This is a genomic window from Paenibacillus sp. FSL H8-0079 (genome assembly GCF_037991315.1).
Lineage (GTDB): Bacteria > Bacillota > Bacilli > Paenibacillales > Paenibacillaceae > Paenibacillus.
Genome location: NZ_CP150300.1, coordinates 867,546 through 881,713, shown reverse-complemented (window position 1 = coordinate 881,713; position 14,168 = coordinate 867,546). Strand labels below are relative to the sequence as shown.

The window sequence follows — 14,168 nt, the reverse complement described above, 5'->3', positions numbered from 1 at the left end:
GCCGTTTCATGGCTCTATTCCTGACTTTTCGTATACTTCTACTTACTGAACGTTTTGTCCCTCGGCTACATTCAACATATTCAGAAGCATCACGACCGCTTCTGCTCTTGTCGTTTGCGCACGAGGATTGAAGGTGTTCGCTCCCGTACCTTGGACTACCCCACGTGCTTGCAGCGTTGCTACCGCATGTTTCGCCCAAGCTGGAATGGCCTCATCATCGGCAAACGAAGTCACCGCCGAACCGTCCAGGGACAACTCGAATGCCTTGCCAATCATCGTTGCCATCTCTGCCCGTGTAATGTTCGCATTCGGCTGGAAAGTTCCATCCGTATATCCGTTAATAATGCCCGCTTGCACGGCTTGTGCTACCGCTGCCTGTGCCCACGTCCCAATCTTCGCTTGGTCCGTGAACGCCAGTTCTGCGCCTGCTTCCTGAGTGTTCAATGTGTTTATCAGCATGACCGTGAATTCCGCACGGGTTATCGTTGTACTTGGCTTGAACGTTCCGTCCGTATAACCGTTCACGATCCCATCCTGGATGGCTTGCTTGATCTGTGCCTCAGCCCAGTGTCCTGCGATATCACTTACGCTAACTTCCGATTCAGCAGGTGTTGTGCCGGGAATTTCTGTCGCGGAGCCCACAACCAGAACTGCAAACTTCGTAAAGTGATCCACCTCGACAGCGATGGAATTCCCGCTTGTCTTGCTGCCCTGCACTTCTACCCATACCTTATTCACTTCATCGAAATAGAAGATTCCTGCCCGTTGGCCGCTCTTCACCAGACTCGCATCGAAGGCAAAGGTTAACGTGACAGGTTTTGTGAACTTACCTGGTACGTTCTTCAATACTTCGAAGACCCGGCTTGCAAAAACCTCTTGGTTCACGACAACATTTGTCGTATCCAACAATTTTGTCATCGTTATTTTTAATTCCTGATTCACTGCGCCCGCAGGAACGGTGATCGTTAATCCATCTTCCAAGCTGACTTCGCCTGGGGTTCCCACCGGAAGCGTGAGGCTGCCGTTTGTGGACGTTACTTTCCCTGGAGCCTGTGCTGGAGTGCTTCCGCTATTGCCCCCACCACTTGATGGAGCCGGAGCACTTACACCACCGCCTCCGCCACTCGGTGGTGGTGTACTTCCGCCATTACCTCCACCACTCGGTGGTGGTGTACTTCCGCCATTACCTCCACCACTCGGTGGTGTTGGAGGTGCAATCACCGTCAGAGTATACGTAACTTGGGTCATTCCATCCTCAGCAGTTACGATGACCTTATACCCATTTGCTAATGTTGTCGCTACCGTGGTTCCGTCCGCCTCATAAATCTCGAACGTAGCATTCGCTGCCAGTGTGATTGCTGCCTTGAACTCTTCTAACGTCACATCGCCTGGAATGTTCGTAATCGTCTCAGTCGCTGTCCCGCCCGTGCTCACCATTCCAATCCCAGATGTCAAAGTAGCTTTGGTGCTCAGCCATTGTGCATACAGGGTTGTATTCTCGGTTATCAAGAATGTATCTGCAGGCACATAGCTCGTACCACTACCGCTCGCTAACGTATTCCATCCCCCGAAAGCGTAATCGGTTTTGACTAAAGAATCGGTAGCTACACTCACGGTAACCGTTGCATTTTTGGAGTACGGTTTACTGTCAATTGGTGCATCTCCACCAGTGTTACCGTTACCGTCGTAGTTCACTTCACGGTAGAAAGCTTTCAAATAGGGATAGCCTTCATTCACATCCGGATTGAATCCCCAATATACGTCATCCCAATTTGCATACGTGCTGGGATTCTTCATCTCTGAAGTCTGTTTACCTATTCCTTTGCCCGTATCATTTTGCCTAGTTGTGTCACTGTCGTAAAAGCTATCTTGGACTATATCATAAGAATTAGAGACTAAGCCTCCAGGTAAATAGTCTGCATTTACCGTCCCTGAAACGTAACTATTGTAGATCCTAGAATAATTTACCCCCACCAAACCTCCTGCGTACTGCCGCGCTTCCACACTCACATTGCTGTAGCTATTGCGGATTACCCCACTATTATACCCTACCAAGCCTCCGACACCATCTATTGCAGCTCTTATGCTTCCAGTTGTAAAACTAGAGGTAATTGTTCCTGAGCTGCGCCCTGCCAAGCCTCCTACTTCTCTTGCACCCACAATATCGATATCTTCCAATCCGATATTAGTAATTGAACCTGGACTACTAATTTCTCCGAAAAGCCCAACACCAGTACTTTGTGGTCGATTAATTGTAAGATTTGAAATTTTGAAACCATTGCCGTCCAAATTCCCGTAAAACAAACTGTAAACATTACCTATTGGCTCCCAGCCTTCGCCTTCCGCATAACCGCTCAAATCGATATCCGCTGTCAGCTTAAAATGTATGTTGTTGCCCAAATGCCATCTGACCTCGTCGAGCTGGGCAGCCGTTTCAATGAGATAAGGCTCATTGCTCGTACCCTTTCCTCCTGCGAATTCTACTCCTGACGCAGCAGATACTTGATTCCCTCTATCGAACAGCCCATTCCATCCGCCTAGTACCATCAACATTACTAAGATGATAGATGTTACTTTCCTACTTGCTCGAAATCTTGTACTCATGTCGTTTTCTCCTCCATACCACTATTGAATTCGAACATAAGCATAGGTCCCAAGCCATACAAAAAAACACTAACTAAAGTTAGGGTTTCGCAAATATTGTAGAAAAAAGTCAGGAATGGAGCCGTTTCATGGCTCTATTCCTGACTTTTCGCAGGTATGACCTCTATGAGTAATGAATTAATTCTAATTCCACGGCACGGGCTATTGCCTGACTTCTTCTTTTCACTCCCAGTTTCCCATATACATTGTGTATATAACTTTTGACTGTGCCTTCGGTTAATCCGAAGCGATAGGCAATCTCCTTATTCGTCAATCCATCCGTCAACGCGTACAGGATCTCTTTTTCACGATTCGTCAGCGGTTCAACCAGTGCCTTTGAAGCACTCACGACATTGTGCTGGCTCTTAGACTCCTTCAATGATTTCACATACATCATCCGGGCAATCATTCGCTCCAATAGCTCTAACCTTTCCTTCGTGAAGACATCAGATAAGAGATTGTTCTCCAGGTAGAGCATCGATGGCGATCCATCTCCAGGAAAAAGAATAAGCATACACAACACGGATTGGGACTGATTTCTAATAATAGAGGGGTCCGCCGAATAAGAGCTGCGTGCAGCATTCGCAAGTATAACGGGTTCACCTGTTTTCACCACATAACGAACGATAGATTCTGCGTATGAAACGACCCCTTCATGATTCACAGTACCCGCTGCTTCCTTCACAGAAAAGCTTTTACCATCATTATTGAGAATATATCCCTTCTCCGAACCCGAATAACGAATGGCCAATGTTAGGAATTCCAACGGTGTTTTACAATTGTCGAGCGAACTCACCCATTCCGGATATGGCTTATCTTCCACATGTTCTATAGTATAAACAGACGGAGATTCACGCAGGGTATCCACTGTTATATTCTCTTCCGTGACTCCCTGAACTGCTGCCCCTTCGAACTTAATCACAGCCGATCTTCTATGTTGATCCACTGCTCTCAGTATTCTTGCTTTTGTATGGGCTCCCCATCTTGAATATGCATCGCAAGCATCGGCAATAAGAGCCTCCGCGCCGTTTACACTTCCCAACTGCCGATAGAAACTGGATGCTCGTTCACAAGATATCGCTTCCATTAGCCCCTCGCCCGCATTTCGGGCTAACCGGGTCGCTTTCTCGTATACCGAGGCAGCAGCAGCCCAATTGCCTTCTATTCGATGGAGTTCAGCTGTCAGGAGCACATAGGTTGCCGAATCCTTACCATAATAACCGGACCATCGCTTCATCGCACGCAAGTGCTTGCGCAGCACGAGACGGATCTCCTTCTGCTCTTCTACGGATACTTCTGGATACATGGCAGCAAGGGTTAACGAGTGGTATATCCTTTGTTTACGAATATGCACACGAGTCTGGAGATAGGTATTCCATTCTCCTCTCTCTACCCATTCAAGGGCTTCCCGATACCGTCCAAACAGATAAGCCGTTTCGATTTTGCAGGTGCATGTATAATACACTTCGTTGTTCAAAATTTCTCTATATTGCTCTCTCTTTAAGGGTGTAACCACTTCATCGCTCTCCAAGGCCCCATCCTGCATTTGTGCAATGTACCCTCTTGTAATACGAAAAATATTAAGCGTGACTCCGTCCACAAGCTGCTGCGAAATCTCTTCATAATGTTTTAGCAGAGCAGACAATGCGTTCAGATCACCATTGTAGTTGGTGATATGCGTCATCATCGCAATGCTAACATAGTTTAGATTAGCCGATTCCATCCCATATTGAATGGATTGCTCAAATTGCTTAGCTGCTTCCTCCGGATTCATCATTCGGATTAGACCTCTAAGATAATATAATTTACTCCGAAGATCTGCACTGTCAAAAGAAGATGCCAGATGGAATGCTCGATCTACATACTGAGCTCCCGTATAGAAACCAGACATTTTATAGACGACCATACCATAGCTGGCAAGCATGTAGGAGAATGCTTCATTGTTCCCATGTTTGAGACCATAACGAACAAATCTTGAAAACAACACGGCTGACAGTCCGAGACTCTGTGCGTAGACCGAGAGCGAAATCGCCATAACCAGATCTGATAATGCTTTATAATGGGGGTCCCGATTAATGGGAAGATGTGGTACATCATTACGCCTGTTGAACAGGGCACTCTGTGTCATCATGATTTCCTTTATAACCAATGCTTTGGAAGGTCGGTTCGGTAAATGCCAGTCCAATTCTGTTAGTGCCTGCTTCCCAATATTTACAGCTGTTTCGTCTTCTTTCAAATACGTGTACATGGCAATGCGTATCAAGTAAATATGAATACGTTCAACCACGTTAGTGGTACAAGACATTAAGTTTGCAAGTAGCTCCTCCGCACGATCTGTATGACCACACATATATTCACATTCGGACACTTCAACCATGATACGGTAGTTAAGCGAGGCTGTATCTTTCCAGTCATCACCAGACAAACGTGTAGCGATATCAAAAAAATGCAGAGCCCCCGTATAGGCTGTTGACGCCTTAGATTTCAAACCCGCCTGATAGTTGAATTCAGCAAGTTCTTTCTTCTCTGCGTTATCCATCATCTTCTCACTGCCCAGATTCAAGTGATACACCATATCAAATATCGTAAATTCACTCTGGTTGGACAGATGATCGCGGATCACACGGCCAATCGTCAGATGCAAGCTCGTTTTGTCCGAATCAGACATTCTCTTGTAGGCTACCTGCTGAATACGGTCATGCAAGAACGTATAATAACGTTCATCCCCGTCTGCTTCATCATTATCATGTTCTCGGCGTAGTAATCCCTCTTCCTCTAGCACATGCAACAGTTGACGGACATACAGCACAGTGTAACCACTAACTAAAGAAAGCGTTGATGAACAGAAACGATGTCCGATCGCTGCGCCAATCGTTAGTAACTCGATTTTTTCGCCGGACAGCATATGAATACGAGCTTCTATCAAATGAAGGATGTCCGGGTTCACAGGCTTCTGTGTGATGACTGATGGATCCCAGGCCCAGGATGCCTCGAACTCATTATAATAGAGCTTGTTTTCCCGATACAGGTTGTCCAGAAGACGATTCAAGTACAGCGGATTACCACCTGTTCGGTGGTATAATACCTCTGCGAGCGACCGAATTCGACTAGAGTTCTCCGCAAGAACATGCGATACGAATTGTCTTACTTCAATGTAGGACAGAGTCTCGAGTTTGATATGATCAACCGTTAATTGTGATTCATCATGCAAGTGCAACGAGTCCTTCATCCATGCGACTGCATCCACTTGATTTTCTTCATGAATTTGCGTTCCTGTAGCGAGCTCCTCCCGGTATGCACCGATCAACAGTAAGCCCGGTCGTGCCTGATCATGTACGATGGTGCGAAGAACATCTAGAGTAGCGGGGTCTGCCCATTGAAGATCGTCCAGGAAAATGACCAGAGGATGCTGTGTATCCACAAAAACTTTTATAAAAATAGGTACCAGGCGGTTAAAGCGAATAGCGGCCTCGGCAGGGTGCAGCGGTTCTATGGCTGGAATCTCATCAAACAGTTCCGCAGCTTCTGGTAGAATCTGCACAATCACAGCTGCTCCTGTACCTAATGCCTTTGTTAATTTCTTCTTCAGCTTCGCCACACTGTCAGGGGATTCGCTCCATATCTGCCGAATTAAGCTTCGCAAGGCCTCCAGCAATGAAGAAAACGGAATATCTCGATTCAGCACATCACATTTACCACTAACGAACCGACCACCAGCCATTCTAACTACCATCTGAAGTTCTCGAACGAGCACCGTTTTACCACTGCCTGCCATTCCACTAACAAAGACAAACGAAGATGCGCCCGCTCTTGCCTGTTCGAATGCATCTTGGAGGGCCTTCTCTTCCCTCTCACGACCAAAGAGAGTCCGAGGAAGCCTGAATCGACTAGCCTCATCTGCACGTGCGATCTCAAAAGAAACCACCTCTCCCGTTTCCTTCATCGATGTAGCACATCTCTTCAAGTCACTTAATAAACCATATGCGCTCTGATAACGCTCTTCCGGCTTCTTCGACAACAGCTTCATAATCATCGACTCCAGCGAGCCTGCCAGACTTGAACGCCAGTCGCTTAAAGGCTTGGGCACAACGGCAAGATGTACATGTATCCATTCTTCTGTACTTTGTGCATGGAACGGCCGATGACCGGTTAACATCTCATAAAAGATCATTCCCAGGACATACAGATCGCTGCGCTTGTCCGGCATATGATTGATTTTTCCCGTTTGTTCGGGAGATACGTACGTGTAATCTATCAATCGTTGATCAGTAAGAATAGCCACATTCAGATCCATTTGAATTTGAATCCCACTCGGATTCAAATGACCCATAAATGTACTTTGCTTATGAGCCCTATGTACTGATTCAGTCAACCCTATTGCTACATCTAAAAAGGAGGTGATGTTCATTTCAGTCCCGTTCATCAATTCCTTCATCATTACTAATGACATACCCATTCTCTCTCCAATCCGTACACCGTGCTTCTTCTTATTCTATCATTATTAAGCCCTTACAAAGACATAAAAAAGAAGCTAATCCTCCATTCCATGAGAAATAGCTTTTATTAGATCGAATCGTTTGGTCATGCCGTTAACCAAGTTATTACTTTTGGAGAGACCTCTTCACGTTCCTCATCTTGATCCTTACTCCCAAATTCATTAAGTAATGTACGCACTACACTTGTTGATTTCGCGTTCATTAAGTCATTGCGAAGTTCACTTGCCCCCCTGAATCCACGAACATAGATTTTGAAGAAACGGGTAAGCGCGCTGAACGAACGTGGCTCCTGTCCTGAATATTGATCATGGAGATCCAGATGCAGCCGCAGCAGATCAAGCAATTCCTCACTGCTGTGTTCCTTCGGCTCCTTCTCAAAAGCAAACGGATTCTGGAAAATACCGCGTCCAATCATAATGCCATCCACACCATATTGCTCCACGAGTTTGAGGCCTGTCTCACGGTCAAGAATATCCCCATTAATCGTTAGAAGAGTATTGGGTGCTATCTCATCACGAAGTTTTTTAATCTCCGGAATCAGTTCCCAGTGAGCGTCTACTTTGCTCATTTCTTCTCTCGTTCGTAAGTGAATAGACAGATTCACAATGTCCTGTTGAAGCAACCTTACCTGCTCATATGGAAAAACTCGTTAAAGATAATGATATCGCTACCGTAAAAGAGGTTTTCGAGCAATGCGAATGGGATGCCCGCGGGGGCTACAGCAAAGGTACGGCCCTCAGTTTCGGCATATTTCGGATGAACTGGTCCGCTGGCTGGTAGAGCAAGGGGCAGATATTAATTCACCCGACAAATATCAACGTACGCCTTTACATGCCCATGCTTCACACTGGTCAGGAAATGTACCCCTGTTCCTTGAATTAGGTGCGGATCTGGACGCTGTGGATTACCAAAATGAAACACCGTTACATGCAGCGTATGTCGAAGATTTCAGCGATTCTGCTGGATGCTGGTGCAACAGTCACCCCGGAAATGAAAGAGTCTGTGAAGCGGATCGGTAAGGATTTTGAATTCGTCCGTGAGAAGTTCAATAAGGACAAAGTCGATGAAGTTTCAGACGCGCTGATCAAACTGTACCAGTTATTTGATGTCGAGCCGGTAGCGAATCGGATCATGCACGATGGGACTACCCCCATTCAGGTAAAGGCAACCACCCGGACCAAACAGCACCAAGAGTTGTGGGAATATCTCATTCCAGCCCAGGGGCATGCGCAAACGGTGCAGGGAGAGGTTATCCGCATCACTGGGCGCGTGTCCCATGAAGTATTGGATAATGGCGGAGGAAACTGGGATGCGGAGTATCGCAAGATGCTGGATGCACTGATTCATCACCTGAGCAGTGGTACGCCACTATCTCCTGCACTTCTCCAAGAGGCAACAGATTTAGCAAACAGGCTTCGTAATGGATACGATTTTGATGCGCCTGCCAGATTATCCGAGTTGGCGGTGTTATGGGTGCTTGCCAATCCTCAGCCGATCACGATGGCCCAACCAGAGTACTCGCGTTAATATTAATATTCTAAGGATAAACGGCATGGAAATGTGTGAATCAGGCTAAAAATGTCCAATAAATGTAATCTTCTTTTCATCTCTCCCCAGATTTCCCCTTTAGAAAAGGGAATCGATCAAATCTGTGGAGAATAACGATTAGAAGGTTGTTCTGTCATCTACTATTAGTCGCCACAACATAAAAAACACAGCCTGATCGGCTATGTTTTTCACAAATGTTACTTATTTTCCTGAAGCGCCTTGTTCCACTCATAAAATACATCGCTATGTGAAGAAACCGACGCCATTCTTTTGGCAGTTGGATCAATATAGGCTTTGGCTTGGTTGACTGCTATAATGGAGTCGCTGAATGCCGTAGCAATTAAACCAATCTTTGCTGCATAACCCGCAGCATCTCCCGCACAGTAAAAACCGGGCAAACTGGTTTCCATTCTGTCATTTACTTTGAACTTGTTCCACTCGCCTCGATCCATCTCCCAACCACCAAGATCTCCCCAATCACTACGTGTACCATGGTTTACAATAACTGCATCCACGACAATTCGTTCTTTCTCATTCTCCATCTCCCCGTTCTCATCTAAACGAGATATCGTCACGTACTCTATGGCATCCCCAACAGCATTGGCATGCAGACCGGAAATGGTATGTGGTGTGTATACTCTGACCGAAGACTCCAGCATTTGTTTAACAGGCTGTTCGTGACCGCCAAATTGGTTACGTCTATGAACTATAATAACTTCGGCTGCGATCCCCTCCAACTCATTCGCCCAATCCACCGCTGTATCGCCACCCCCGGATATGAGGACACGCTTATTCCGAAAATAATCCATTTGGGTCACTGTATAGAACAGATTATTTACTTCAAAACGTTCTACACCTTCCAATTCGAGTTTAACTGGCTTAGGTATGCCGTAACCTACGGCGAGTAGTACCGTTTTGGTGTGATGCTGTTCGCCTGTCTCAGTGTATAGACGAATTGTGCCACCTTCCAGCCGCTCGAAGTTGGTTATTTTTTGTCCCAATAAAATGGTCGGCTGAAAGGTCTGGCTCTGTTCAATCGTCCTGCGAATTAATTCTTCGCCGCGAATCGGTGTAGTACCGCCGACATCCCAGATCATTTTTTCCGGGAACGTACGCAATACGCCACCCAATTCATCATTAGCCTCAATAATTTTGGTTTTCATATCTCGCATTCCGCTATAGAAGGCAGCATAGAGACCAGCTGGTCCACCGCCAATAATCGTAAGATCATAAAGTTCATCCAAGACTATTCCTCCTCTACTCAATTTGCTTTTGACAACAAATACAAAAAATATGGAGTGCTCAAGATCGTAATTAAAATTCCTGTCGGAATACTTACACCGAAGCTGATCGTACGGCTGATCGTGTCCGCCAACAATACAATCATGGCTCCAGTCAGACAAGAGGTTGGCACCAAAAACTTATGATTGTGACCTACCAATCTTCTGGAAATATGAGGAGCAATCAGTCCAACAAAGAAAAAGTTTCCGCCAAGTGAAACACTTGCTGAAGATAAGGCAACCGCCGCAACCGCCAAACCTATAAACTCGGGTTTTACAGCCACTCCAAGTCCCTTGCCCAATGAATCACCAAGTTTCAACGCATTAAGCACCCGGGATTTGTAGAAAACATACAAACACAGGATGAGGGTCCATGGGACTAAGACACGCAAATATCTCCAATCATCTCCCCACAGTTCCCCTGCAAACCAGCGAACCATAAAATCCATCTGAGTATGATCCAGCTTAAGCGTCAACATGATCGTAAATGCGCTATAGCCGCTTGCCAAAGCCACACCAGTTAAAATCAATGAAGTAGGAGAAATATCCTTTCCACGCCGATAAGCCAAAACAAAAATTAAAATAGCTGCTGTCATCCCGCCGACGAATGCTAGTAGCGGTAAAACTATCGCAGAAGAAACACCTTGCACGGAGAAAATCACCACGAAAATCAGGACAAACAGCCCTGTTCCAGAATTAATCCCCAGCGTACCGGGACTAGCCATATCGTTTCGCAGCAATGTTTGCATTACACAGCCTGAGACTCCCATTCCTATACCGACAATGACCGCCAGCACAATACGAGGAAGACGAAATTCATATACAATCATGTTCTGTTGATCTGTTCCTTGACCAATTAACACTTGCCATACTTCAAGCGGCGTCAGATTCATCTTTCCTGAATTGATGCTAATCAATGCAATGACAAGGATGATAATCGACGTGGTCAGCATCATGATGACAGCTCTCACTGCGGGAGATCGGCGTGCTTTCATTGAATCTCCTTCCTCTGCTTGCGAACCAGGTAAAGAAAGTAGGGAACACCAATTACAGCAAATGTGACGCCAATCGGCGTTTCATATGGCTTATTGATCAGACGACCTGCCAGATCCGCTGAAACAGTCAAGAGCGCACCGTATATGCCCGATACCGGAATGATATAACGATAGTCCACACCAACTAGCCCTCGGACAATATGTGGGGTTATCAGGCCGACAAATCCGACAGGGCCTACTACGATAACCGACAACCCCGTTAGAACAAGCACTACAATCGTTGACATTAGTACAATATATCGTGTTTTCAATCCCAATCCAGAGGCTACCTCTTCTCCTAAACTCATGGCAGCTACGAATGGGGACAACACAATGGACGCAACTACACCTGCTAGAAAAACAGGAGTAACAAACATTACTTCACTCCACGTTGCTCCTGCTGTTCCTCCTGCCGTCCAAAATGCCAGTGATTCTCCCAATTGATATCTGATAGCAATAAATTGGGAGAATGCACCAAACAGCATCGAAATGGACATTCCTCCCAGTACCAATCGTTGGGGAGTCATTCCGCGCTTTCCGACTGAAGCAATAAAATATGTCAGTCCCGTTGTAATAGCTGCCCCCATACAAGCAAACAACATGGTCACACCATAAGTAGAAGCCGGGAAAAAGGCCATGCTCAGCGCTATGGCAAACACCGCGCCGGAACTGATCCCCATCAGTCCCGAGTCGGCCAATGGATTACGCGTCGTTCCCTGCATGATCGCACCGCAAAGGGCAAGACTACTGCCGACTATAATGTCCGCAAAGGTTCGAGGCAATCGGAACGTTCTAACAATCTGATGCTCTGTAATTGCAGCATCAAAGCCAAAAATGGCTCCCCAAGCGGTTGAAAATTGCATATCTGCCGCACCCAGAGAAATAGAGAGAAACGACATGATAATTAGAAGAATGACTCCTGTTATTGTGTACAACAGGAGTCGACTTTTGGGGAGCAGAGAAGCAGAAGATCGACTGGCTTCCATATTAGCCTTCTAATGATTGCAGAAGGTTCGTGATATAATCCAGTTGCGCAGTCATGGCAGCTACGTCGGAGAAAAAGAATAGCCCATATTCCTCTGCCGGAATAATTGCAATTTTATGATTGGCAACGGCTGGAATACTGTTCCAAATTTCTGTCTTTTGATATTCCGATTCTTTGCCCGGAGATTCGAACCATAATACATAGTCACCAAAATACTCATGGGCAACTTCATAACTAAGGATGGCATAATCATCCCCCGATTTGTCGAGCAGAGCCTGCACGTTATCCGGTAATTTTGTTCCTAGGAAATTGTATAGAAGCGTTCCGCCACGAGACTCGCTTTCAAATCCAATGCCAGCCCACGATCCGGTTGAACCCCAATCCTGATTAATAGTAAACGTCTGGTCTTTGAATCGATCGCTGTTTATCAATTGTTTGGCAGTAGTTAGCCTGGTCTCGAAGTTATCCAACACTTGAGTCGCAATCTCGCCACGTCCAGTTGCTTCTCCTAGAAACTTCAATCTCTCTGTTGGTGTCATTTCATTACCTGAAATCACAAGCACCGGAGCAATATTTCTGAATTTATCGAAGTCCTCTTCCTTATGCGTAATGATCAAATCTGGTTCAAGTGCCATTATATCTTCCGGTTCCCACTTTTCAATGAACGTATATTTGGATAACTCATCCCAATAAGGAAGCTTGTTGTAAGAACTTTCGGTACTCTGCCCAACCGTTGTACCTACAATATTTAAGCCTAAAGTAACCGCATCTCCAGCGTACCAATTCACGACTACTCGATTAAGATTAGATGGAACTTCTATTTCCCCCATAATCGTGTTGACCGTCCTTGTCTTCGGAGTGGACTCGGCTACCTTCGTCTCCGCACTTGACGATGATTGTACCTGTTGCGTCTGCGCCGGTGTCTCACTTGCTGTGGCTCCGTTATTGGCCGGTACAGTACCCGAGCACGCTGATAACAACAACATCAAGCTCATCATCGCGGCCATTATCATTTCCTTGCTTCTTGTTTGTCCAAACATGGTTAACTCCCCGTCACTATGTATTTTGGCTAGGTTGTCTAGCCCTTCCTCATTGTATAAACGGTGAGAATTATTATCAATACCATAATCCGGCATGCCTGGTGCTTTTATTTTCCGATAATCGTTAGGGGTCATCTTATAATGCTTTCTAAACATACGAAACAGGTTCTTCTCATCTATAAAACCACAACCCAGAGCAATTTCCTTGATTGTCGATTCCGTATTGGTCAGAAGATTTCGCGCTACTTCAAGCCGCTTTTGAATCAGATACTCTTGCAATCCTATGCCTTCCTTTTTTTTGAACAAACGAGTCAGTTGGCCATTACTAATGGAAAACATATCGGCTATTTCCTGAAACAAAATTGGTTCTCTGTAGTGTTCATTAAGATATTGTTTGGCCGAATTGACCGGATCGGGTTGAAGATAATGCACACCTTCCGTTTGCATATCCTTGTAAATATCGTAAATAATTTGATACAGGAGATTTTTGGCACGAAATTGGTTCATTGCCGTTATACGTTGCCAACTGTCCAACATCTGCTGGAATTTGTCTTGGAACTGTATCGGGTTTTGGGGAACGTACCCGTACAGCTGTATAAATGGATCAATCTGGTCCAATAACCGAATTATTTCTTTCTTATAGAAGGAAGGCGGCTCCGGTTTGTAAAGAACCATGATCGTATGAATCTGTGAATCTGAAGGCGAAATACTTAATTCTGCTCCCTTGCCTCCATGAAAAATTCCAAAACGATTCATACTGTAATGAATATGATTCAGTTTTACATCCGCGAGTCCACCATATGCATAAACCAGCATGCTGCTAGGCATTCGATAATTTTCGATAGGACGATTCGGATAGACCCATTTACTGCGAACGTCTATTAATGAAATGGGAGTGTGTGACCATAATCGAGCAATCTTCTCAATCATTTCATTGGTGAAATAATCGGTTAAGCTCGGTTCTTCATGCATCTATCTTCACTCCTTCAAATCACATTTTAATATAGATCGTATTCTAAATGAGTTTGATTATCAATATCATTATTGAAGATGACATGTTTATTCGGTTTGTATCTGCGGGTCTCATCATGAAAATACCCCCTAGAATCTCATCGGATAAACCAAGGGCTTATCTCAATGTC

The 14,168-nt window shown here is 45.4% G+C and carries 8 protein-coding genes and 1 pseudogene; 2 read left to right on the top strand and 7 right to left on the bottom strand.

The genetic code is table 11. The annotated features are described in order from the left end of the window. Positions 1-42 precede the first annotated feature (42 nt). The 3 genes and pseudogenes from MHI06_RS04025 to MHI06_RS04015 form a co-directional block, all read right to left on the bottom strand. Complete coding sequence (locus MHI06_RS04025) at positions 43-2,604, bottom strand: S-layer homology domain-containing protein (protein WP_340400526.1); 2,562 nt, start codon at positions 2,602-2,604, stop codon at positions 43-45. A 163-nt stretch (positions 2,605-2,767) separates the two neighbouring features. Continuing rightward, positions 2,768-7,093, bottom strand: a complete 4,326-nt coding sequence (locus MHI06_RS04020; RefSeq protein WP_340400525.1) for a BREX system ATP-binding domain-containing protein — start codon at positions 7,091-7,093, stop codon at positions 2,768-2,770. A 131-nt stretch (positions 7,094-7,224) separates the two neighbouring features. Next, positions 7,225-7,761: pseudogene (locus MHI06_RS04015) on the bottom strand (tRNA-dihydrouridine synthase); the annotation flags it as partial. Between the two features lie 70 nt (positions 7,762-7,831). Between MHI06_RS04015 and MHI06_RS04010 the strand changes: the two are divergent. Beyond that, positions 7,832-8,158: an ankyrin repeat domain-containing protein gene (locus MHI06_RS04010; protein ID WP_340400524.1), complete on the top strand. Its 327-nt coding sequence runs from the start codon at positions 7,832-7,834 to the stop codon at positions 8,156-8,158. Further along, positions 8,067-8,666: a hypothetical protein gene (locus tag MHI06_RS04005; RefSeq protein ID WP_340400523.1), complete on the top strand. Its 600-nt coding sequence runs from the start codon at positions 8,067-8,069 to the stop codon at positions 8,664-8,666. Before MHI06_RS04010 ends, MHI06_RS04005 begins: the two co-directional genes overlap by 92 nt. A gap of 218 nt (positions 8,667-8,884) precedes the next feature. Here the strand turns inward: MHI06_RS04005 and MHI06_RS04000 are convergent, their stop codons facing one another. The 4 genes from MHI06_RS04000 to MHI06_RS03985 are packed head-to-tail and all read right to left on the bottom strand — an operon-like array spanning position 8,885 to position 13,998. Continuing rightward, the gene (locus MHI06_RS04000; protein WP_340400522.1) at positions 8,885-9,931 is read right to left on the bottom strand and encodes an NAD(P)/FAD-dependent oxidoreductase; all 1,047 of its coding nucleotides are present in this window, start codon (positions 9,929-9,931) and stop codon (positions 8,885-8,887) included. Between the two features lie 17 nt (positions 9,932-9,948). Then, positions 9,949-10,923 carry an iron ABC transporter permease gene (locus tag MHI06_RS03995; RefSeq protein ID WP_340400521.1) on the bottom strand — a complete coding sequence of 325 codons (975 nt, stop codon included), beginning with the start codon at positions 10,921-10,923 and terminating at the stop codon, positions 9,949-9,951. A gap of 35 nt (positions 10,924-10,958) precedes the next feature. Next, a complete protein-coding gene (locus MHI06_RS03990; protein WP_340400520.1) occupies positions 10,959-11,987 on the bottom strand; it encodes an iron ABC transporter permease in 1,029 nt (342 codons plus the stop codon). 1 nt (position 11,988) lies between these two features. After that, on the bottom strand, positions 11,989-13,998 hold the full coding sequence (locus MHI06_RS03985; protein ID WP_340400519.1) for an AraC family transcriptional regulator: 2,010 nt from the start codon (positions 13,996-13,998) through the stop codon (positions 11,989-11,991). Between the last annotated feature and the right edge of the window lie 170 nt (positions 13,999-14,168).

What these genes read in the sequence shown, in the direction of transcription:
- MHI06_RS04025 (WP_340400526.1), bottom strand. Translation starts at nt 2,604, where the DNA reads ATGAGTACAAGATTTCGAGCAAGTAGGAAAGTAACATCTATCATCTTA.
- MHI06_RS04020 (WP_340400525.1), bottom strand. Translation starts at nt 7,093, where the DNA reads ATGTCATTAGTAATGATGAAGGAATTGATGAACGGGACTGAAATGAAC.
- MHI06_RS04010 (WP_340400524.1), top strand. Translation starts at nt 7,832, where the DNA reads ATGCGAATGGGATGCCCGCGGGGGCTACAGCAAAGGTACGGCCCTCAG.
- MHI06_RS04005 (WP_340400523.1), top strand. Translation starts at nt 8,067, where the DNA reads ATGCAGCGTATGTCGAAGATTTCAGCGATTCTGCTGGATGCTGGTGCA.
- MHI06_RS03995 (WP_340400521.1), bottom strand. Translation starts at nt 10,923, where the DNA reads ATGATGCTGACCACGTCGATTATCATCCTTGTCATTGCATTGATTAGC.
- MHI06_RS03990 (WP_340400520.1), bottom strand. Translation starts at nt 11,987, where the DNA reads ATGGAAGCCAGTCGATCTTCTGCTTCTCTGCTCCCCAAAAGTCGACTC.
- MHI06_RS03985 (WP_340400519.1), bottom strand. Translation starts at nt 13,998, where the DNA reads ATGCATGAAGAACCGAGCTTAACCGATTATTTCACCAATGAAATGATT.